Below are 21,355 nucleotides of genomic sequence, written 5' to 3'. Positions count from 1 at the left end.
TTAATAGAAAACTGGAACAGTAGCCTTGTAATATTCCTTATTAGAAATCGGGTCTATAAAATGATACATAATAGATTCCTTCTCCCCTACGTTTTCCAATGAAATGAGTAATTCAAGACATTCACCCGGCTGAACCTGCACTTTATATCCATCAGAAAACACCTTTACATTAGTCTCATTTCCAAATACTAACTGAAGTTTTGTATTAGGTGGAAACACTATTTCATGAAGGTATAATCCAGCATTAACCAAACGAAGAAACACTGCTTCTTTTTTATGTATAACCGATTGTAATCCTTTATTTTTAAGAACTGTTTCACCATTAATAAAAAAGTAATTGGGCTTATAAATGGGAAGAATTATTGGCTTATTTGTATAATCGTATTCCGTTCCCATAATAGCATCAGTATGCCATTTTGTATCTATTTCGTAACTGCACCAGAGTACTTCGCTCGATGGTTTAACCGCTGCGACATCATTCTCATTTGGGCGTATAACTACAACTCCAAACATTCCTGCCTGAAGATTAAAAGGGTAATTCTCGGGACTATAATAAAGATAGGTTCCTGCTTTTTGGGCCTGAAAAGAATAAAAACCATGTTCCATATGATGAACCGGTTCTTTTATCTTCATTACCTCTTTTTCCTTATTCCGTTGCAAGAATTCAATTTCCTTACAATACAAAGAGACAGGATTTCCTTGAGAAATATTCCAAAAATTAATATTTACACTATTTCCTACCTTCACATCAATATAAGATCCTGGTAAAGTAACTTGTCCCGAAAGCGAGTTAACAAAGCCAAAGGTTCTTATTTGTAAATTGCTATTAATAGTCAATTTCCCTGTTGTTCTCCCAATAATTAATCTTTCATTTTGAGCAACCAAAAATGAACTAACTAATAAAAAAGAAAATACTAATATGATTTTATTGCGTCTTTCCATTTCTAAACTCAAATTAGTATCCTCACATCAATTATTTGATATCGTAATTCAAATTTAGAGCTATTTAAAAGCAGAAAATAGCGTATAAACACCTGATTTTGTAGTTAAAATCAAGTTAATTTAAAGTAGATTTAGGAAAGAAAAAGAAGGATTTAGATTCTTTATTATAAAACAAAATCGCCCTGATATTGGGCGATTTTGTTTTTATTTATACAATTGTTGTCTGATTTTGAGTAACTTTTTTCTACTGCACTATTTAGAAAATATTACCATTTAATTTTAATTTTAGGTACTGCTTTTCGTACTGCTTTGCTCACATCATCTGAAACATTATTTATTTCATTACTTAAGTTTCGAATGGCTTTAACCGCATCATGATTATATCCAGGACCATTTGTGATATCATTTACCGTAGTGTTCCATAATTTTGTAAAATCATTGTTAGGGCCAAATTTTACATTAAGAGCATCTCCTATAGCTTTTAATCCCTTAACAATATCGTTATTTTTTCCAAAGCAACCACTATCCCCACCAACACCATTTGTAAAGCATTTATCTAATTCACGGGCAAGCAGCTGCCCTCCTGCACAACCTGCAAAAGTATACGGTTCTCCTCCCGAAGTTACGGCACATTCTATAATAATTTGAGTTTCAGCATTCATCTGAAATTTATCTACTCCGTAGCATAATGCTGTTCCCATAAAACTTACCTCCCCTGACTTACTTTGTTGCTCCATACAAGCTAATATTTTAGAAATTGTTGGGTCATTTACAGAAGACGACATACATAAAGGATAACGACTCCAATCGCTGCCATAAGTTGCATAACATTCTGAAATTTTTTGAGCAATTTCCTTTTCTTTTTGTCCACCTAATTTACTAAAAAGGCAAAGAGTACGTTCTTCGGGCGTTTTAGAATTTCGGACACAATCCAAGATTTCTAGTTCTTTCTTACCCGCCATATTTTGAATCATACACATGGTAAACTTTTCTCTATTGAGACCTGTTGCTGGTGAATATGCGTTTTGATAACATTCTTGTGCTTTCATTTCATTGGTAATCATAATATCACCAAAAGGTTTGTTTTGATCAACAATTCCATCGGGAATTGGAATAAAATTACCTTGAGCAGTTTCAATTCCGTAATTATTACTATAAGTAGGCTGCTGATAAACTGTTTGATATGGATTGTTAGGTATATAGCCGTCATAAAACCCTATAACTCTTGCTCCTTGAAATCGATCAATTTCTACAAAACTTTTGTCCCATGCAATAAAATAAGCATTAACCATAGGATTAGCAGCTGGCACCATAAGATACATAAATCCCGAAGGATCTCGTTGTACATATCCTCTATTCATAGGATTTCCATCCTGTATAAGAAATCCATTATCGTAAAGTAGAAAGCTTTGTGCTCTAGATTGATCATAAATTCGTCCTACTGTTTGTTGGCTAATTCCATTATAGGAAATAGTTAACAAAAAAATAAATACAAAAATCTTATTTATCGAATAACTTTTATAATTTTTCATGACATTGTTGTTTAAAAGTTGCTTTTTCAAAACTTAAAGGTGTTAAAATAGTAGCTGTTTTTTATTAGCTATGGTGTATTTCATAAAATTGATTTTAATGATTATAATTATCCGTGTTATTTTCAAAGCTTATTTACAACGGCCTACTTAGCAGTATTTTTAAATCGTTACCGAATATTTGTAGCATCTAATTTTCTTCGATTCCTTTATCCAAACTTATTTTTTTTACTTTAGATAAATTGTATGTTATCCCGAAAAAACTACCGAATTTGAACTGGCTTTGTGTAGGTATAGTTCCAGAATCTCCCAAGTTATAGGAACTACCAACTTGATAATCATCTGCAATTCGATCTACTTTTCCCATAGAAACACCTGCTGAAAAAATAATACGTTCCTGTTTTCCTAATATAGCTCCAACACCTAAAAGCACTTGCAGCTTTTCATCTTGAGTTATTACCGCACCAAAATTAAGAGTTGGCACAATCCAGGAATTCATGCGGATATACGTATTTATAGTAGAGCCAAAAGCCATATCATAATCTCCACTATTTTTTAAAGTAATGATTTTATTACCAGCAGTAGCCGGATCGTCTCTTTTATCATACTCTTCATCATAAAGTGACGTGAAAAATATTCCAGCACTAACATCTATTTTTAAACCATTTCTAATCCATATATTGTAAGGAGTGGATGCGAAACTAAGATCTTCATCTTTTGTTTCTCTATCAAAACGGCGCAGTTTAAATTCTACTACATCAATGTTTTTACCTTGTAGATCAATTGGCAATGTGTAAATTTCTAAATCGACCGAGAAGAATTTTTCTATAATTGTTGCGATACTTTTTTCAGCTTTTATCTTAGTTACAAGTAAGCTTTCCTTAACCTGTATATATTTAGATTTTTCTTCAACATTTTCAAAACTATTTAATAATTCATAATTTTTTTTCAACTGCTCTTTTGCCCTATCGAGGAATTCTTTTCTTTCAGAATAATCAGCTTCAACAAGCGCATTTTTTTGTTTTAAAATTTCATATAAACTTTCTACTTCAATGTTTAAATTGTCAATGTTTTGAATTAATTCTTCATTTTTCTTTATAATGTCTTTTATAGGTTCTTTATGATTATCAACAGATGATTTATTATCTGCTTCTGTTCTTGCTTGTTCCTTAACTTTGTCAGCAGTTATATTTTGATCATTAAAAAAAGAAATGTTTTTAGTATCAATTTTATAGTTATACTTAAAAGGATTGCCATTTACTAATTTAACAGAAACCATTTCTCTAGATTTTACAGAAAGCCATTTGCTTTTGCATACACATTCATTTATAATTGTGCCTTTACTTTCCTCTTTGCATTTGCAACTATCTACATCGTTACATAATAATGGATCTCCACAAATTCGAATACTATTTTTATGTGGCTTACTCAAATCGACTTCTATAATTTTGGTAGTGACCTGACCATAGCCTATTATTCCGAAGAATAAAAAGCAAAGGATAAATAATGTTGTTTTCATGATTCGGAGTGTTTTTAGTTATGTTTCAAATATATTTAGATAACAGTATACCAATCAATTACCCTTTAGGGTGATATTTTATTTTATTACTTTCTTATGTTTTTTTTGTAAGTTTATTAGATATTTACATTTGTCTTTCCATGTTAATTTCAAATATCACCCGAATGGGTAATTGCGCTCAATGGGCTTATATCCCAACTTTGTAAAAGAAAATGTAACGCCATGAAAATAAGAGTAGCCATAGTAGAAGATGATAAAAATTACAATCAGGCATTGAAGAATATCATCGATTTTCAGGAAGACATGGAATGTGTCGCTCAATTTTTTAATGGTAAAAATGCTTTACAAAAATTAGAAGCTATAGAACCAGACGTGGTTTTAATGGACATACAATTGCAGGATTTATCAGGTATCGATATTGTTTTTAAACTAACGGAATTAATGCCAGGTACCACTTTCGTAATGTGTACAAGTTTTGAAAATGACGAAAAAATATTTTCAGCCTTACGTGCAGGTGCGAGTGGTTATCTTGTAAAAGGAGATCCTTTGGCTAAAATTATCCAGGCCATTCAAGAAGCACATAAAGGAGGTGCTCCAATGAGTTTTGCTATTGCTAAGCGTGTTTTACAACATTTTCAGGAAACAAAAGTACAAGTACAAAGTTTATCATTACTTACCGTAACTGAAAAAGAGGTTCTTGAATTGCTAGCACAAGGGCTTCTCTATAAAGAAATTGCTGACAGAAAAAATGTCACGATTGATACTATCAAAAAACACATTGGTAATATCTATAGAAAGTTACAAGTAAGTAATAAAATTGAAGCAATTAATAAATTTAACCACAAAAACTAAGAAATCATGGAATTAGAAAAATTACAAGAAAAAGGAATAAATCAAAAAGACTTTTTTATAAAAAAAATTGACAAAAAGATTGAGGATCTTTTTGTTGAAAGATACCGAAATCTAAGCACCAATATTAAAGAATTAACTGAAAGTTTCTTTATAGATCTAGAAATATTTAAAAAGCTACTTAAAGATAATCAAAGCAAAAAATATTGCAAATTTTATTACATTCATAAAGATACTTATTTGAATATCGGCATATGTTTCTCTGATAACGACCAATGTGTTATTATAGAAAAGGAAGATAAATTATTTGACTTATTTGGTGAAACCATAGGAGATGAAAATTTCATAAACATGAAAAATGATTTTGAGAATATCATAGGAGCTAAATTATCTCCTCACACTAACGAAATTAAAGACATTTTGACTTTTTACACTTTGGATAATATTAAAGGTTACCTAGAAAAAATGAAGGATTCACATCCTTCTATTTATGGTTTAAAATTTAATATGTGGCAGTATTGTCCGACTAATATAGATCCTGAACTTGCAGAAGAGTTTACAAAAAGAAACAATAGAATTTCTTTTTGTGTACATGCATTATTTAACAAGAAAAACAACTTATATAGTGAAGGTGATGCATATGACTTAGGTAATCTAAGACCTTAAATGAATAATATTTATGAAATAGTATTATTAATCACACTATTAAAATCAATGGTTTTGGTTCGAAAATTTAATCTTTCTAGCCAAAACTATTTATTTATTTATCTCCTTGTTACTTTTCTTGTAGAATTATTTTCAGAGGTAATTATTTTATTAGAAAAAAAATGGAGTTTTCAGTATACTTTATATTGTATATTCTGCATACTCTTTTTTTGGTTTTATTATTCCAGACAATTCAATGAAAATTTAAAAAAGAAACTCAATTTACTTTCTGTTATTCTTGTGATTTCTATTTTGATATTCCCTAACTTTTTGGGAGAAAACTTAAATTCAAAATTAATTAGTGTTTTACCCTTCTTTTATATTTTGTACAGTATGTTATGGTTTTACCAAAAAATAGCTTTTCCATCCAAAGACAAAATTACAGACGATCCTAATTTTTGGATTTCATCTGCCTTACTTTTCTGGAGTTGTTTCTTTATTTTTAGAGAAATTCCTAGAGATTTTTTTAATAAGACAGATAAAGACTTTTTAAATTTATTATGGCAATTCTTATATTTTATTAGTAGTATTATGTATATCTTATTTTTTAAGGGCTTAATGAAATATGAAACAATAAGCAAAAGATCTAAATAAATGAACGAACTGCCCCACGAAATAAAACTTACCTACATTATTGCCATTATCATAATGCTGTTATTTGTGTGCTTTATAATTATGATGGTGTTCATTTACAATAAAAAGCAATTAATTCAGCAGCAAGAAGATCAAATAAAAGAAAGTGAATTCAAAAATCAATTATTGCAGAAAGAATTAGAACGTCAAAAAGCGATTCAGTTAGAAAGAGAACGAATTTCGCAAGATATGCATGATGATTTAGGTGCCGGAATTTCGGCTATAAAACTTCAGGCTGAGTTTTTAAAATATAAAATGCCAGAGGAAAGTTATTCAGAAGATTTAGAAGCAATCATAAATACTTCTGAAGATATGAATTTAGCCATGCGAGAAATCCTTTGGAGTTTGAATTCTCAAAATGATACTATCGACAATTTTATAGAATACACCAGTATATATGTGAAACGTTTTTTGGATAAGACTACGATTGATTCACAGTTGGATTTGAATATTCTTGAAAAAGAAACTAATTTATCGGTAAAAGCAAGACGAAATCTTTTTTTAGTTATTAAAGAAGCCGTTCATAATGTATACAAACACAGTCAGGCAAAGAACATCCTTATACAATTTGAACAAACCGATACTTCCTTTAAAATTACTGTCATTGATGATGGTATCGGATTATCAGACACTATCCAAAAAGGAAATGGTTTGACCAATATGTCTTTGCGAATGGAAGCTATAAATGGAACTTTTCAGATCGTTCCTGTACAAAAAGGCTCCTATTTGTTGTTTGTATATCCATTACAAGATTCTAATTTCCCACTTTCTAGCTGAGGAAACCTTAAATACTAAAAACTCTATAGCATTTCTAGTAGTCTTTTCAACAACTTTAACTCTTGAAATTCTTTTAAATTGTGTAATAGTTACTTCTAAAAAGGTAGAGAATCTAATCCTTAAATATATTAGTTTCTTTATACCTAAAAAAAAGGTGTGCAGGGACTCGAACCCGCAACCACTTGCTTGCAGGGCAAGAGCTCTTCCAATTGAGCTAACACCTTTGTATGATTTGCCATGAAGACATTATCTCGGAGCGTCAGAAGCAAAAAATTTTAAATCTTTAAACCTTTTCTCTGTATCTCTCAACCTCTAAGTAAGCCTTTGAATCTAAAAAAAGTAAAGGTGTGCGAGGACTCGAACCTGCATCCATCTGTTTAGCAAACAGACGCTCTTCCAATTGAGCTAACACCTTTGTGGGACAGTCGGGACTCGAACCCAAAACTACTACAGTGGCAGCAATTGTTTTTCCAGTTAAACTACCATCCCATATTTTACCATTGAGAAACTTTGTAATTTTTCAATAAGACCCCAAATATACTTTTTCCTTTGATACCTTGAACCATTGGATCAAAAATTCTGCTTGCGCCATCAACAGAATCTAATGGCGGAATATACCCTTCTTCAAATTGTTTTTTTCTCAAACTTTCTTTGGCTCCAGTCGAAATCCAACCGACATCAACACTTGTCATAAAAATCGAATCGGCAGCAAATTCTTTGGCAGAAGTTAGCGTCATCATATTCAGCGCTGCCTTGGTCATATTGGTGTGTGGATGAAAAATGGTTTTGTTAGTATAGCTAAAAATTCCTTCTGATGATGTAACGTTTACAATAAAACGTTCTTTAAAATCTGAATTTAAGAACAATGGTTTTAATTCTTTTATTAAAAGGTAAGGCGCAATCTGATTAATCAAATTGACCTCAACTAATTCATACATACTAATTTCCTCCAAAGTCGAATTCCAACTTGTTTTTTCGCGATTATCAACAGGTTGTCCAAAGCGTGTGAGTGCTATTTCGGTTTTTTCTTCCAAACCGTATTCTAAAGCTTTTATCTCTTTCCCAATCGCTGTTTGATTTGAAATTAAATTTATATTTGATTTAGATACTTCTAATAATTTATCTTCTTTTTTAATTAAAGGCAAATAATATTCATCTGGATATTTTATTGTTTGTGCTGCGTTGTTAATCAAAATATCTAAACTTTTAAATTTAGATTTATAAAAAGATACAAACTCATTTATAGCATTCAGATTTCTCAAATCTAAACCATAAATAATTAGATTTTCTTTCCATTGTTCGAAATCATTTTCCTGACTAAATTGTTCTAAAGCCAAAGCTGGAAAACGTGTTGTAAGCACCACATTGGCATTGTTACGTAATAATCTTAGAGCCGTTGCAAATCCCACTTTTACCCGACCACCAGTCAAGATTACATTCCGACCTTTTAAATCTATATTCTGAAAACGTTTTTCATAATTTTCTTCTGCACATTCTGGACAAAGTCTTGTGTAAAAACTATGCGCTAATTTATAAGGCTGATTACAGCAGTAACAGTTTTTAGGCAAATTTAGTTCCGTAAACTGCTGCTCGTTTGGCTTTTCTCTTTCCGAAAATAATGTTTCTCCATTTAAAGCTTTTGATACCAATTCTGCATTTAGACTTGTTAGAAGATCTTCCTGTTTTTTAGAACTATAACTCGCACCTCGGATATTCTTTTTAGCATTTTTGTGAACCTTAGTAATCAACCCTGAAAACAAATCGTTATCTGGATTTTCAAACGGAGCATCTTTTAATGTCTGCAAAACCTTAATACAAGCTTTCCATTCTTCTTCGCTAAAATTATAATTATTATTTTCTTTCATTTTTATTCTTCTAAAAAATCTTCTAAAAACCCAATGAATTGTTTTCCATCTGCTGACCAACGCATTCCTTGTCCATTTTCTATTCTAATTTCGTATACCAAATCATGCTTGTAATGATAAAATATATTCCACCACGTTTTATGGCTCATGATATAGTTTATCAATTCTTCTACGACATGTCGTTTTTGGCTACTATTTCCTTTTATTGTTCCAAATATGCTTTCTTTTTTTCTGCCTACATGTTTTTCCCAAGCTCTTGTAGCAATAGAAATTTCGCTGTTAAAAGGTAAAAAACAACTTTCTAAAAGAATCTCTTTCGCAGGTGGAATTCCCTTTTCATCACGTCTGCTTGCCGAAGTCAACCGCTGTCCCAAAATAAGCAAAATAATTTCAAAAGGAGTATTTTCAATAGCATATATAATACTTGATTTTAAAGAATCAGAATTATTTACAAAAGCTTCAATAACAATCTTTAAATAACTTAATGAATCTTGTAATGGAATTATAATTTCATCTTTAAAATAAGGCAATCTCGAAATCTCAGTTTTTTGATGGTAAAAAGAAACAAGGTTTTCTGAAAAAAGAAGCAGATTTTCGTCTATTAAAAATAATTTGTACTTCTCTTTCCATTCTTCGTTTAAATCAGGAATTGCTCCTTTTAATTCTTTAAAAAACTCAACTATATGCATCTTTTATTGGTTGTAAATTAACCTGATAATTATTATTTTGGATTTAGAAAATATATTATTACAAATCCTAACAGTGCAATATTCCTTCTTACTATCATTCCAAAAGACTTGCAATCTTTACCACTCTGACAGAATTTTATTAACTATCGTATAATAATTCTATTCTTCACTTATTCGTTTTTTATTGCGTGTTGCAATTTCCCAATTCTCTTTTTGATAGGGGTTATCTATTTTATCAATTTGAACTAAAAACCTTAATTCTCCTTTGCGGTCCTCGTCTTTATCAATTAAAACTCTAAATCCGTATCCTTTTATTTTTTCGATATATTCGTTGTCTAAAGGATTGTTTTGATAATAGTTTATTGCAACATTAATTTCTTTTGAAAACTGCGTATTCTTAGCTAAAAATTCTAATAATTGTAAAGCAGTTTCTTTTTTAAATTCAGTATTATCTATTTTATCTGGTTCTACTTTATAAAACGTATTAAACTCTAATATTAAATTATCACAACCTCCTACACTTGCATTAATTAGAGTATCATTCTTTTTATATATTTCTTCGATAGTTTCGGTATAATTATGCATTTCGATACTTCTGGTACGTTTTTCTACTCCCGGAATATCATTAAAAATAGTTTTCGATTTTAATTTTGCCAATTTGCAACTTGACAAATACGATTCTTCATATAGATTACCATTCTTGTATATAAATGATAATGAAGCCGATTTTAAATCTTCTACCGCACTAGAATACGTTCTGAAATTTTGTGTAATCTTAATTTTAAATTTATTTCCAACAAAATTTGCTTCGTCAATTATATTGTATGAAAAAGGTGCATATCCCAGAATACTATGGGATTCTTTCTCCTTAATTTCATCTTTCATAATATAGAAAACAAAATCTTGATTTGTGTTTGCATTTCCTCCCAACATTCCTTCAGATGATCTGTTAACTACATAATCAATGATTCCATCATTATTAAAATCTCCTTTTTCGAAAATTGAAAATGAAACTGTATAAGGATCGCCATCATTTGCAAACGAAACGTAATAAGGCGATTCGGATATTTGCATCTCCTTGTATTTTTGTTCGCCAATTTCTACGTTTATAAGTCTTTTTAAAAATTTACTTTCTATTTCGGTCGGAATTACTTTTTCCTCTTCTGGTTCTACAGCAGAAACTGTGTCTTTAATACTCTTTTTATGTACTGCTTTTACCTCTTTTTTACATGAAAATGCTAAGACGATAAATACTAGAAGAATTATTTTATTACTTTGAAAGTATACTGATTTACAAGTCATTAATGAATTTGTTTTTTACCTGTTAAAATTTTTAAATTTAATTGATTTTTTGGCAATTATTATTCGCAACACAGTTTCAAATTAACAAATAAAAAACCACAAACTCACATGATAAATTTGCAAATTTGTGGTTAAAATAAATTAAATTTCAATTCTAAATTCCAAAAAAGCTTTTTGCATTCCTGGTAGTTTCTTCTGCAACTATAATCCCCGAAACTCCTTTAAACTGTGCAACTGTTGCTGCAACAAAAGGTAGAAAAGCAGGTTCGCATCGACGTTCGTGGTATTTTTTCAAAAGAGAAACAGACGTGTTTTTTGGCAACATAAATGGCGCATCGGTTTCTATCATCATTCTATCCAGCGGAACGTATTGTATCACTTCTTTTAAATGATTAAAACGTTTACTGTCTGATATTGCGCCTGTAAAGCCAAGATACAATCCGTTATCGAGATAGGTTTTGGCTTCTTGCAAACTCCCTGTAAAACAATGTACCACTACTTTTGGCAATTGTGGTAAATACTCATTTGTAATACCCATAAATCGAGTAAAAGCAGCTCTTTCATGTAAAAACAAAGGTTTCTGAACTTCGATTGCCAATTCTAATTGGGCTTTATAGCATAATTCCTGTACATTTCTTGGCGAAAAATCACGGTCAAAATCGAGTCCGCACTCGCCTACCGAAACAACATGTTTCTGCTTTAATAAATTTCTTAGCCTTGAAATGCTTTGTGCATCAAAACTCTTCGCATCATGTGGGTGAATTCCTGCTGTAGAATATAATATTCCTGGATATTCTTTTGCTATTTCAGCCGAAGCTTCACTATTTTTTACGCTTGTGCCTGTAAGTATCATTAGCGATACATCGGCATCTAATGCATTTTGTACGACATCGTCTATGTCGTTATGGAATTGTTTATTGGTTAAATTAATTCCGATATCTATATATGTATTCATTTTTATTTAAGTTGTAAAGATTCTAAGAAACTAAGGTTCTGAGTTTTTAGTTCTTTGAGTCTTTCTATTATTATTTTTGTTTTTTGTCATGTAGACACTAAGTTTTTTTCTTTAGTTTATTTTAATCTCGCAAAGCCGCGGAATCGCAGAGTTTTTATTTTTGCCACAGATTAATAAGATTAAAAGGATTTTAAAAATCCGTAGAATCTGCAAAATCTGCGTGAAATAATTCTTTGCGTACTTCGCGTAAATCTTAGCGAACTTTGTGGTTAAAAGTCTTTGAACCTTTGCCACTCAGAACCTTTGAACCTTAAAAAAACCAACTGTTTTCCCATACTAAACTACCGCGACTTATTGGTTGCGTGAGGAGGATTTGAACCTCCGTCTGTTGATTGTTTTTTTATTATTTTGTACAAAGTTTATTTGTTTCGTTTTGTATCTCATGTTGCGTTAGACGCACTGCTGTGCGTCTCTACACAGCTACACAGGAAGAACTTGAACCTTTTGGATTATCATTTATCGACAGAGCGAAACCTCTACACCTTTGCATCTTTAAACCTCTGCACCTTTAGAAATCCCCATAATATACCTGGAAGCATGGTAATTTCAGGTCGTTTCTCCAGGTATCTACTACTTGGTTTCTATCATCGAGAGCAAACTCTACAAAGTATTTATCTTTGATAAAATCATTATAGATTTCGGTTTTTATGATAGAATCTTTTCGGCTATCCTGACTTTTTCGCATGATTAAATCATCGAATTCTATTGTGTGTTTTTCAAGGAAACGCAACGTCGGTTCTTTGTATCTATCTTCTCTTCCTGAAACTAACAATATTTTATAACCCAGTTTCTTATAATTCCTTAACACGTTTGCTACTGGTTCATTTAATAAATCCTGATCACACTTACTTGCATCAAAAGGATTTCTCCCGTTCATCAATGCCAATGTTCCATCTAGATCACAGATAATTGCTTTTGGTAATTCTGGATTTTGGATTGTGTATTCGGGTGAGTCTTTAAAAAATTGTCGATGCATTTTTTTAATTACTTTTTCACCAACTGGTTTTTCTCTTAAAGCATCTCTCTCAATACAAACCGCAACATCTGTATTTACTTCGAGAACCTCAACAATTACCTTTTCGCTAAATTTTGCATTGTATTCCTGAACCAATTGTGTAACTCGTCTCAAATTGGTCTCTGATAAATTAGTATCATCTACCACAACACTTTTTCCTTCTTCCAAGCATTTTACGATTAATAAATCACGAACTTTTTTTACAAACTTTTCGTTATTTTGGCTCGTTGTTCCGTTATCGAACATTGCTCGTAAATCGTCTCTATTAATTCTTTTATATGTTTCTGGATTTTCTGAGATTATCTTTTTTGCCAAAGTCGATTTTCCACTTCCTGGCAATCCTTTCATTAAAATTACTTTTCTCATTTTATTTTTCTCCTTTATTAAATGGTTTTTCGAATGTTGGCTTAATCATTCTCCAAATTATTTCTGAATAATCTCTGTTTTTAAGCATTGCAAATAATACTCCCTGATGTTTACATGTCTGGAAATACAAGGCTGTTTCCTTTACCGTTTCGAATACTTTAAAATCTTTCTTACATTGATTTTCGATTACTGCATATTGATTCTCTAAATCGGCTTTAGTTTCTTTCACCCAATCAAAGAATTCATCAGGAACTCGTTCTAAAACTTCTTCTATAGATTGGTTAGTTTTTAAATATTCCCAAATGTTCAAATTAGAAACCTGCGTAAGGATTCGGTGCAAACGAAGGTATTCTTCAAATTTAATTTTTAATCTAAAGTTATTCGAATATTTAATAATAAAACCTTCTTTATTCACAATATCCATTTCTTTTAAAGTCTGAATATCTTTGATTCCGTTATATCTTTCAACTATAGGAAATCCAATATCTTCCAGCGGAAATTCGTCTCCCGATTGTGTATCGATAATTGCCAGTAAAACCAATTCTTCCGCAGCTCCATAATCTAAAACAATTCGGTTTTCGGGATAAATAATCTCAAATAAATAAGTTTTGCTTTTATCCAATAATGTCCACGAATCTTTATATTTCCCATGCAACATTTCGTTCGCCTTATCGGATTGATCGCTTGCAAATGAACCTCTGCTTGCTATAAACGGAATCTCATCAATCCAATATAAAATCCCCATCGAACCATCTGCTTTATCATACACTTCAAAAGTTGTACTAGGGATTTCTTGATTTTCCATTTCTCCTAAATTAAAAAACTTAGGAAATGGTCTTGCAACAACTTCAAAGTTTTCATCCAGGATCAATCCTCTACAACTTAATGTAATCTCATTCCATATTCTTTCAAATTGAGCACTTTGAGTATAATTATAAATATATAAATCATAATCAGGGTGTTTATTCACTCTGATATAATTTTTGGATATCATCTCTTTTAAAAGTACTGTATTCATTTCTTCTTTTATTTAAACAAAGATTCAAAAGTTAGTACGCAGTTATTTTGCGTGGTGAAAAAGAATACAAAAATAAATACATTTTTTTGACATAATAAGATTCATAGCGATTAGTTCTCTTTTTTATTATTTAGTTTTTTTTCTCACCCTAATAACAACAAAAGCAACCTCCAGATGGGCTGCTTTTGTTGTTTAATTATGTGTTAACTAGTTTCATCTGATGCGAAATCAGGAGACATTTGTTAGTTCATACAATAAGTTTATTCATTTAATTAGTTAGTTTTTCTACATATACTTACATCGTATTCACTAACAATTCTTCTTGCCAATATTGGGGTGCAAGGGTTACCTCCGACTGAACTTCTTTTCAATGTGATAGTTCTTATACCTCCATAACTATCAACATAAGTAACTGTACTCTCCCTAAAACTAGTTTGAAGTTGCTTTGGAGTGTACCAAAATGTATATGTTATTGCTGTACAGGTTCCATTAGAGTTTGCATATGTCTGCCCATTAATATTTACGGCAGTTTGCGCTTGCGCATCTGCATCTGCTTGTGAAAAATTAGAAGTATACGTATTAGCAGGTATGGTATAAGTTACTGCAGATCCTGTAAAATCAGCCCCACAATTGTTTCTGGTAAACGAACCGCTTTTGGCACTATTTCCGAACCAGTATGAGCAAGTTCCGTTAGCATTAGCATATGTTTGCCCATTGGCATTTACTGCATTTTGAGCCTGTGCATCGGCATCAGCTTGAGATGAAGTAGAGGAATATGTATTAGCAGGTATGGTATAAGTTACTGTAGCTCCAGTTCCGCCTGTTCCACAATTGTTTCTAACAAAAGATCCGCTTTTGGCACTATTTCCGAACCAGTATGAGCAAGTTCCGTTGGCATTAGCATATGTTTGCCCATTGGCATTTACTGCATTTTGCGCCTGTGCATCGGCATCAGCTTGAGATGAAGTAGAAGAATACGTATTAGCAGGTACGGTATAAGTTACTGTAGCTCCAGTTCCGCCTGCTCCACAATCGTTTCGAACAAAAGACCCACTTTTGGCACTATTTGCGAACCAGTATGAACAAGTTCCGTTGGTGTTAGCATATGTTTGTCCATTGGCATTTACTGCATTTTGCGCTTGAGCATCTGCATCGGCCTGTGAAGAAGTAGAAGAATACGTATTAGCAGGTATGGTATAAGTTACCGCAGATCCAGTTCCTCCTGCTCCACAATTGTTTCTGGTAAATGAACCGCTTTTAGCACTATTTCCGAACCAGTATGAGCAAGTTCCGTTAGCATCAGCATATGTTTGTCCATTGGCATTTACTGCATTTTGAGCTTGAGCATCGGCATCAGCCTGTGAAGAAGTAGAAGCATACGTATTAGCAGGCACCGTATAAGTTACTGTAGCTCCTGTCCCTCCTGCTCCACAATTGTTTCTGGTAAATGAACCGCTTTTAACACTATTTCCAAACCAGTATGAACAAGTTCCGTTAGCATCAGCATATGTTTGTCCATTGGCATTTACTGCATTTTGAGCTTGAGCATCGGCATCAGCCTGTGAAGAAGTGGAAGAATACGTATTAGCAGGTACAGTATAAGTTACTGTAGCTCCTGTTCCGCCTGCTCCACAATTATTTCTGGTAAACGAACCACTTTTAGCAACATTTTTAAATAAGTATGAACAAGTTCCGTTGGTGTTAGCATATGTTTGTCCATTAGCATTCACTACATTTTGAGCTTGTGCATCTGCATCGGCCTGTGAAGAAGTGGAAGAATACGTATTAGCAGGCACCGTATAAGTTACTGTAGCTCCTGTTCCGCCTGCTCCACAATTATTTCTGGTAAACGAACCACTTTTAGCAACATTTTTAAATAAGTATGAACAAGTTCCGTTGGTGTTAGCATATGTTTGTCCATTGGCATTTACTGCATTTTGAGCTTGGGCATCGGCATCTGCTTGAGATGTGGCAGAAGTATACGTATTGGCTGCTATAGTAAAGGTTACTACAGAACCTGTCCCTCCTGATCCACAATTGTTTCTGGTAAATGATCCGCTTTTATCACTATTTTTATAATTTTCTACATTAATCATAAGTTTAATAGGAGGCCCTAAACAAGTACCCAATTTTGGAGTTATTCTATAAATTGCATTACCGGATGTAACTCCTGTATTTGTTAATGTTTGATTTATTGTATTTCCTGTTCCTATGCTTGCACCCGTTAGGTTCGTTTGTATAACTGTCCAACTAAATGTTGTACCAACAGCTGTGCTAGTTAATATTATAGATGTCGTTTGTCCCGTAGAAATAGTTTGTGCAGCAGGTGTTGCTATAACATTAGCTTTGCATACTGGAGGTATTGTAGTCACTGGTTTTATAATACCAATAATTGGTGGGCAATCCTGAGCAAATAAAGTAATAGAGCAAACCATCATGAATACTGTAAGAATCCTAGATTGTTTTATTATAGAAGCGTTAATCATTTTTATTAATGTGTATTTTATAATTTTGATGGATTCTGTTCCAGCTGTAGAGATTAAAATAGCATAAACTATTTTTCGTTGTTTATGCTATTTAGATAGATTTTCATAGGGTTTCTCATCGTTGTGGCCCCGAAGTCAGGAGACATTCGTACAGCAATACGATAAAATTTATTTTTTGATAAGAACTCTTAGCAGAGTGATTGAGTAGTTTTGAGCAAATAAAGCAATAGAGCAAACCATCATGAATATCGTAAGAATCCAAGATTGCTTTATTGTAAAAGCGTTAATCATTTTTATTAATGTGTATTTTATAATTTTGATGGATTCTGTTCCATCTGTTGAGATTAAAATAGTATAAAGCTATTTTTCGTTGTTTATACTATTCTAGATAGATTTTCATAGGTTTTCTCATCGTTGTGGCTGCGAAGTCAGGAGACATTCGCTATCAACCATACGGCAATTTTTTTATTCATTAGAACTCTTCTAAGAGCAGAGAAAAAAAAACCTCACCATTTTACTGATGAGGTTTGATTTTCTATTCTTTATCGATTCTCTTTGCGTTCACGAGCGAGAGAAAAACCTCGTCAGTAATGACGAGGCTTAATTTTCTATTTTATATTCATTCCTTTGCGTTCACGAGCGAGACGCTCGCGCCAACAGGGGGACAAATTAGTAAATTTTATTCTAAATAATAAACTGCATCATAACTTCCATATTTTTTTTTATTTAACATATATGATTTAGTAACAAAATAAATTGTTTTGCCATTTCGAATTGAATCGTAATCAATATTCTCGAAAAAATAAGTATTTTTTTTATCTTTAATATTAATAATTAGTTTATAATCGTGTTTTTGTACAAAATTTTTTTTAAGTTGAAAATAATACTTTGCTTCCTTATATAAAGTATATGCTGTATCTACTTTATTTTTATATCGAAAACTAACCCATTTTGATGATATTTTTTTATTCTTATAAAAATCTTCCAATATAATACTGTCAGTATTAATCAAATCCAATTTAGTAATTAAATGGGGATTAAATTCTAATAATATTTTATCTTTTTTTACGTCATTATAGTTTTTTTTTTCTAAGTTTCCATCTCTTTTTCTGCAACTTATCAAAATAAAAAAAATTGCTAATAATATAACACTATGTATTTTCATATATTTCTTATTTTGTAGATTTACCTTGTACATAATTCATAATTGCACCATTTTCTATTTGACCTTCTGTTACCGTGATTGTGTATTCACTTCTTCCCCATGTTTGAACATTAAATCTATATAATTGTTGATCAAATATATTTTTTCCCGCTTGTTCTAGACCTCCTAAATAATTTACAGCATGACGGCCATCTTGAATGCCTGGGATACCAGAAGCTACTGCTGGATCGTACATAATTGCTGCTCTAACATTTAAAATTATAGAATAACCTGCACGAAATTTTGTGTCAATATTTTTCAAAGTTTGCGAACCTGAATTTTTTTCATTAGGACTAATAGCTTTTACATCCTTAAAATTTAATAATTTTTTCATTAAAAACATTTCTTCGGTTGCTGAATTTTCAGTTGGTCCAATATCCGCACCTTTGCTATTAACTTTACCTGAGTAGTCAGGTTTATTCCTTTGAGTATTCAAAGTTTGTTGAAGACTAGCTAATATAAGCCAATCAGCACTGTAATTTTTTTCGTGAGTAATTTTTGTGCTTTTAGGGTCAATGTTTTGAAGATCCTCTCCTGGATGAAAAACAAACTGATTATACCTAGCTTCACCAGTATCATTTAATTTCATTATCGTTTGACTGAAACCTTGACAATCTTCTTTAATCCACAAATAAGTAATAGCAGCTAGGACGCATGTATCAGAATCTTGTTGATTAATAGCCATTGGTTTATCCTCTAAATAGTTTAATCGGGCAGCAACTAATGACTTGTTGAGTTTTGTAAATTCAAGTCCTTCAAGTTCAACCCCATCGATGACTCTATTTTCGGAGAAAGCATATGGGCTATTCCATGAGTACTTTTGTGCCAGCGGGTCAACAGCAAAGAATCTACCAATCCTCGGATCATGCATTCTAAAAGTATAGTTAATAGAATTTCCTTCGCCTTTTAACTCATCATCCATTTCCTGCCCTTGGAAACCATAACGATACTCTCCACGATCTGCGTTAGATTTAGGCACAAGCATCCCAAATGGGTAATAATCAGAATAACTAAGAACGTCTGGACTGAATGTTCCGTTTGTGTCAAAAATAGAACGGTCGGTAATTACCGAAAGTACGTTACCTAAATGGTTGGATAACGCATATTCTTTATCTCCAACAAAGCGATATGCCATTTTGGGAGCGCCTGCAGTAACCTCTTTTCCTATTCCTTGGTCCTCACCTTCACAAACATCACCAATTCCATTTTTATTTACATCTTCTTGCAATGGGTTAGGAGTCATTCTGCAATTGTCGCAAACATCTCCAATACCATCTCCATCACTATCTATCTGGTCAAAGTTAGGTGTTTCTTGTAATTATCACAACCTAAATTTTCGAGTTTATCTCCATTGTATCTACCATCCTCGTTTTGGGTTAAAATGTATCTGATTCAAATTTTGTGACCTTGATGAGATTCGAACTCATATTCCCTCTCGGGCATTGCGGCTCTAAATACGCTTCCCTACTTTCCCTAACGATTTCGGTGCTTCTGTAAATTCTACCCATTAGTCCGCGCGGGTCTAACCGGAATATCCGCAAACTCTACAGCTAGTAATTTTTCTGTAGGCTTTTCCTTTTAAGCTACAAGGCCTTTCTTTTTTTGATGATACAAAGGTTTATAGTTGGTGCGCAATTATTTTGCGTACTAACAAAGATTTCTATTTTTATGTAAATTAGCCCTATGAATCTAAAAGAAAAATATACTGAGCTGCTTATAAATATTGGTTTTGAAGAAAAACAGATTCAGCGTAATTGGTTGGATTTAGAAAAGACATATTCCAATAAATCCAGATATTACCATAATCTTACTCATATTGCTGATATGGTTAAATGTTATGATACTTACTTGCAGAAATTAGAATTCCCTAATGAAGTTTTGTTCGCTATCTTTTATCATGATTATATCTATAAAAGCTCTAAAAAAGATAATGAACTCAAAAGTGCCGAATACGTGTTGTCTATTTTACCTGAAAATATATCATTTGATAAACAATTAGTTTTTGATGCTATTTGTGCGACTCAACAACATCAGCACAATATAATTGAGGATATTAATTGGCTAATAGATTTTGATTTAAAAATTCTAGCCCGAGATTGGGATGAATATCAAATATACTTTGAGCAAATAAGAAAGGAATATAGTATTTATCCTGATTTTCTATATAAACCCGGACGTGCAAAAGCGTTGAAACATTTTCTGGAGAATGAATTTATCTACCAGACAGAGGAATTCAGAAATTTATATGAGGAAAAAGCGAGAATTAATATTGAAAAAGAAATTGCATTATTATCGTAATGCGTGAGGGATGGGAGCGGCATCCTTTTTTGGGCTTTTCGCCCAAAAAAGATACAGCGTACAGCCCGACCCGCCTTTTTCGGCGGGACACGCCCATATTAGGCTAAAACTGTTGATTAGATAATAACTTCTGTTTATCTTCCTGTATAATTAGGACAGCCAAAGCATTTTACGCTTAAGTTAAATTGGTACGTTAATAAAACTTCGTAAACGCCTCCTGTTCTACCCATACTTGATGTATTTAAATCGTAAGAAAGCCCTAATTTTAGGTTCTGATATTGTAATCCTGTAAAAAGGTTTATTGAGGTAAGTAATTCTCTGTTTATTCCGTTTTTTGATGGATTGGTAACTGCTGTTGCTCCAAAAAATATTTTTTCGAACTGGATTGATGTTCCTAAATCAAATCGATTGTAGTGTCCTTGTTGCATATAATTTGAGGTTATAAGCAATTTGGTTTCATACGGTAAGAATAACACATCGACATAATCTGCCAGAAGGAATTCGTAACCTGAACTTAGTGAGAAAAAGGTATCCAAAGGCACATTTCCGTTTGCTGCAAAGGAAATATTAGGTCTGTTAAGGTGTTTCATCGATAAACCAATCCAAAGACTTTCGGTATTAAAAACCATTCCTGCCGAGAAATCGAAAAAACTGACTTTGTCATTTTTTAACATCGGATCTATCGAACTTGAATTTATAACTCCTGTTCGTATATTAATTTGATCCTCGAGCAATAAGTTTTGAAATGCAAATGACTTTAATCCGAAACCAGCTTCGATGGCTGGTCTAAAATACCAAGTATCATTCAGCTTTACTCTATAAGCATAATTGGCATTTATTTGCGTGTAATTATACTTGGTTAGATTCTCTCTTTGGTTTAAAACACTTATACCATAACCGCTATTAATATTTTCGTTCCAAGTATTTACAAACGCATAATCGGTATCTATTTTTAAATCCAGATCTGGCCATTGTTCGCGGTGAACGATACCTGCATATGTTGTTTCCATAAATCCAGAAAAACCTGGATTTAATGTTTCGGGAATTAAAAAGTATTGTGTAAAAATTGGGTCTTGCGCTCTTGTTTCTGAAAAAAAGCAACAGGTAATAATTATTGTAATATATAGTTTTAATCTCATTGTA

At 32.2% G+C, this 21,355-nt stretch carries 17 protein-coding genes and 3 tRNA genes; 4 read left to right on the top strand and 16 right to left on the bottom strand.

Translation table 11 applies throughout. The features are described from left to right. The 3 genes from OA93_RS13930 to OA93_RS13920 form a co-directional block, all read right to left on the bottom strand. Positions 1–942 (bottom strand): multicopper oxidase domain-containing protein, encoded by a 942-nt coding sequence (locus OA93_RS13930; RefSeq protein ID WP_240474730.1) that lies wholly within the window; start codon positions 940–942, stop codon positions 1–3. Between the two features lie 266 nt (positions 943–1,208). Next, positions 1,209–2,474: a hypothetical protein gene (locus OA93_RS13925; protein WP_039113966.1), complete on the bottom strand. Its 1,266-nt coding sequence runs from the start codon at positions 2,472–2,474 to the stop codon at positions 1,209–1,211. Between the two features lie 187 nt (positions 2,475–2,661). Further along, complete coding sequence (locus OA93_RS13920) at positions 2,662–3,990, bottom strand: hypothetical protein (RefSeq protein ID WP_039113965.1); 1,329 nt, start codon at positions 3,988–3,990, stop codon at positions 2,662–2,664. A 222-nt stretch (positions 3,991–4,212) separates the two neighbouring features. On the opposite strand from OA93_RS13920, the gene OA93_RS13915 reads away from it, so the two are divergent. The 3 genes from OA93_RS13915 to OA93_RS13900 all read left to right on the top strand — a co-directional run bounded on the left by OA93_RS13915 (position 4,213) and on the right by OA93_RS13900 (position 6,954). Then, a complete protein-coding gene (locus OA93_RS13915; RefSeq protein ID WP_039113964.1) occupies positions 4,213–4,842 on the top strand; it encodes a response regulator transcription factor in 630 nt (209 codons plus the stop codon). A 6-nt stretch (positions 4,843–4,848) separates the two neighbouring features. Beyond that, positions 4,849–5,505 carry a hypothetical protein gene (locus OA93_RS13910; protein ID WP_039113963.1) on the top strand — a complete coding sequence of 219 codons (657 nt, stop codon included), beginning with the start codon at positions 4,849–4,851 and terminating at the stop codon, positions 5,503–5,505. A gap of 633 nt (positions 5,506–6,138) precedes the next feature. Then, positions 6,139–6,954: a histidine kinase gene (locus OA93_RS13900; RefSeq protein ID WP_039113961.1), complete on the top strand. Its 816-nt coding sequence runs from the start codon at positions 6,139–6,141 to the stop codon at positions 6,952–6,954. A gap of 150 nt (positions 6,955–7,104) precedes the next feature. Here OA93_RS13900 and OA93_RS13895 read toward each other — a convergent pair. The 12 genes from OA93_RS13895 to OA93_RS25395 all read right to left on the bottom strand — a co-directional run bounded on the left by OA93_RS13895 (position 7,105) and on the right by OA93_RS25395 (position 19,205). Next, positions 7,105–7,178: transfer RNA gene (locus tag OA93_RS13895), tRNA-Ala, on the bottom strand. A gap of 117 nt (positions 7,179–7,295) precedes the next feature. Next, a tRNA-Ser gene (locus OA93_RS13890) sits at positions 7,296–7,369 on the bottom strand. Positions 7,370–7,371: 2 nt separating this feature from the next. Then, a tRNA-Trp gene (locus OA93_RS13885) sits at positions 7,372–7,443 on the bottom strand. Between the two features lie 5 nt (positions 7,444–7,448). Then, positions 7,449–8,819: an SDR family oxidoreductase gene (locus OA93_RS13880; RefSeq protein ID WP_039113960.1), complete on the bottom strand. Its 1,371-nt coding sequence runs from the start codon at positions 8,817–8,819 to the stop codon at positions 7,449–7,451. A 2-nt stretch (positions 8,820–8,821) separates the two neighbouring features. Continuing rightward, positions 8,822–9,508 (bottom strand): hypothetical protein, encoded by a 687-nt coding sequence (locus OA93_RS13875; protein WP_039113958.1) that lies wholly within the window; start codon positions 9,506–9,508, stop codon positions 8,822–8,824. A 159-nt stretch (positions 9,509–9,667) separates the two neighbouring features. Then, complete coding sequence (locus OA93_RS13870; protein WP_039113957.1) at positions 9,668–10,810, bottom strand: hypothetical protein; 1,143 nt, start codon at positions 10,808–10,810, stop codon at positions 9,668–9,670. A gap of 154 nt (positions 10,811–10,964) precedes the next feature. Further along, positions 10,965–11,765: a TatD family hydrolase gene (locus tag OA93_RS13865; RefSeq protein WP_039113956.1), complete on the bottom strand. Its 801-nt coding sequence runs from the start codon at positions 11,763–11,765 to the stop codon at positions 10,965–10,967. A gap of 568 nt (positions 11,766–12,333) precedes the next feature. Then, positions 12,334–13,206, bottom strand: coding sequence for an AAA family ATPase (locus OA93_RS13860; protein WP_039113955.1), 873 nt, complete (start codon positions 13,204–13,206; stop codon positions 12,334–12,336). Between the two features lies 1 nt (position 13,207). Further along, positions 13,208–14,224: a T4 RnlA family RNA ligase gene (locus tag OA93_RS13855; protein WP_039113954.1), complete on the bottom strand. Its 1,017-nt coding sequence runs from the start codon at positions 14,222–14,224 to the stop codon at positions 13,208–13,210. A 272-nt stretch (positions 14,225–14,496) separates the two neighbouring features. Continuing rightward, a complete protein-coding gene (locus OA93_RS13850) occupies positions 14,497–16,710 on the bottom strand; it encodes a DUF5977 domain-containing protein (RefSeq protein WP_131474479.1) in 2,214 nt (737 codons plus the stop codon). A gap of 679 nt (positions 16,711–17,389) precedes the next feature. Beyond that, positions 17,390–17,875 (bottom strand): hypothetical protein, encoded by a 486-nt coding sequence (locus OA93_RS13845; protein ID WP_131474478.1) that lies wholly within the window; start codon positions 17,873–17,875, stop codon positions 17,390–17,392. A gap of 7 nt (positions 17,876–17,882) precedes the next feature. Further along, positions 17,883–19,205, bottom strand: coding sequence for an RHS repeat-associated core domain-containing protein (locus OA93_RS25395; RefSeq protein ID WP_276203406.1), 1,323 nt, complete (start codon positions 19,203–19,205; stop codon positions 17,883–17,885). A gap of 392 nt (positions 19,206–19,597) precedes the next feature. Between OA93_RS25395 and OA93_RS13835 the strand changes: the two genes are divergently transcribed. Continuing rightward, positions 19,598–20,212, top strand: coding sequence for a hypothetical protein (locus OA93_RS13835; RefSeq protein WP_039113950.1), 615 nt, complete (start codon positions 19,598–19,600; stop codon positions 20,210–20,212). 134 nt (positions 20,213–20,346) lie between these two features. Here OA93_RS13835 and OA93_RS13830 read toward each other — a convergent pair whose 3' ends face one another. Next, positions 20,347–21,351 (bottom strand): PorP/SprF family type IX secretion system membrane protein, encoded by a 1,005-nt coding sequence (locus OA93_RS13830; RefSeq protein WP_039113949.1) that lies wholly within the window; start codon positions 21,349–21,351, stop codon positions 20,347–20,349. Positions 21,352–21,355: the final 4 nt, after the last annotated feature.

The organism is Flavobacterium sp. KMS (assembly GCF_000813005.1).
Taxonomy (GTDB): Bacteria; Bacteroidota; Bacteroidia; order Flavobacteriales; family Flavobacteriaceae; genus Flavobacterium.
Note: the sequence above shows the minus strand (reverse complement) of the source record. Positions and strands in the feature narration are given on the sequence as shown.

Excerpts from the sequence above, each read along its gene's own strand:
- OA93_RS13930 (WP_240474730.1), bottom strand. The coding sequence starts at position 942 with ATGGAAAGACGCAATAAAATCATATTAGTATTTTCTTTTTTATTAGTT.
- OA93_RS13925 (WP_039113966.1), bottom strand. The coding sequence starts at position 2,474 with ATGAAAAATTATAAAAGTTATTCGATAAATAAGATTTTTGTATTTATT.
- OA93_RS13920 (WP_039113965.1), bottom strand. The coding sequence starts at position 3,990 with ATGAAAACAACATTATTTATCCTTTGCTTTTTATTCTTCGGAATAATA.
- OA93_RS13915 (WP_039113964.1), top strand. The coding sequence starts at position 4,213 with ATGAAAATAAGAGTAGCCATAGTAGAAGATGATAAAAATTACAATCAG.
- OA93_RS13910 (WP_039113963.1), top strand. The coding sequence starts at position 4,849 with ATGGAATTAGAAAAATTACAAGAAAAAGGAATAAATCAAAAAGACTTT.
- OA93_RS13900 (WP_039113961.1), top strand. The coding sequence starts at position 6,139 with ATGAACGAACTGCCCCACGAAATAAAACTTACCTACATTATTGCCATT.
- OA93_RS13880 (WP_039113960.1), bottom strand. The coding sequence starts at position 8,819 with ATGAAAGAAAATAATAATTATAATTTTAGCGAAGAAGAATGGAAAGCT.
- OA93_RS13875 (WP_039113958.1), bottom strand. The coding sequence starts at position 9,508 with ATGCATATAGTTGAGTTTTTTAAAGAATTAAAAGGAGCAATTCCTGAT.
- OA93_RS13870 (WP_039113957.1), bottom strand. The coding sequence starts at position 10,810 with ATGACTTGTAAATCAGTATACTTTCAAAGTAATAAAATAATTCTTCTA.
- OA93_RS13865 (WP_039113956.1), bottom strand. The coding sequence starts at position 11,765 with ATGAATACATATATAGATATCGGAATTAATTTAACCAATAAACAATTC.
- OA93_RS13860 (WP_039113955.1), bottom strand. The coding sequence starts at position 13,206 with ATGAGAAAAGTAATTTTAATGAAAGGATTGCCAGGAAGTGGAAAATCG.
- OA93_RS13855 (WP_039113954.1), bottom strand. The coding sequence starts at position 14,224 with ATGAATACAGTACTTTTAAAAGAGATGATATCCAAAAATTATATCAGA.
- OA93_RS13850 (WP_131474479.1), bottom strand. The coding sequence starts at position 16,710 with ATGATTAACGCTTCTATAATAAAACAATCTAGGATTCTTACAGTATTC.
- OA93_RS13845 (WP_131474478.1), bottom strand. The coding sequence starts at position 17,875 with ATGAAAATACATAGTGTTATATTATTAGCAATTTTTTTTATTTTGATA.
- OA93_RS13835 (WP_039113950.1), top strand. The coding sequence starts at position 19,598 with ATGAATCTAAAAGAAAAATATACTGAGCTGCTTATAAATATTGGTTTT.
- OA93_RS13830 (WP_039113949.1), bottom strand. The coding sequence starts at position 21,351 with ATGAGATTAAAACTATATATTACAATAATTATTACCTGTTGCTTTTTT.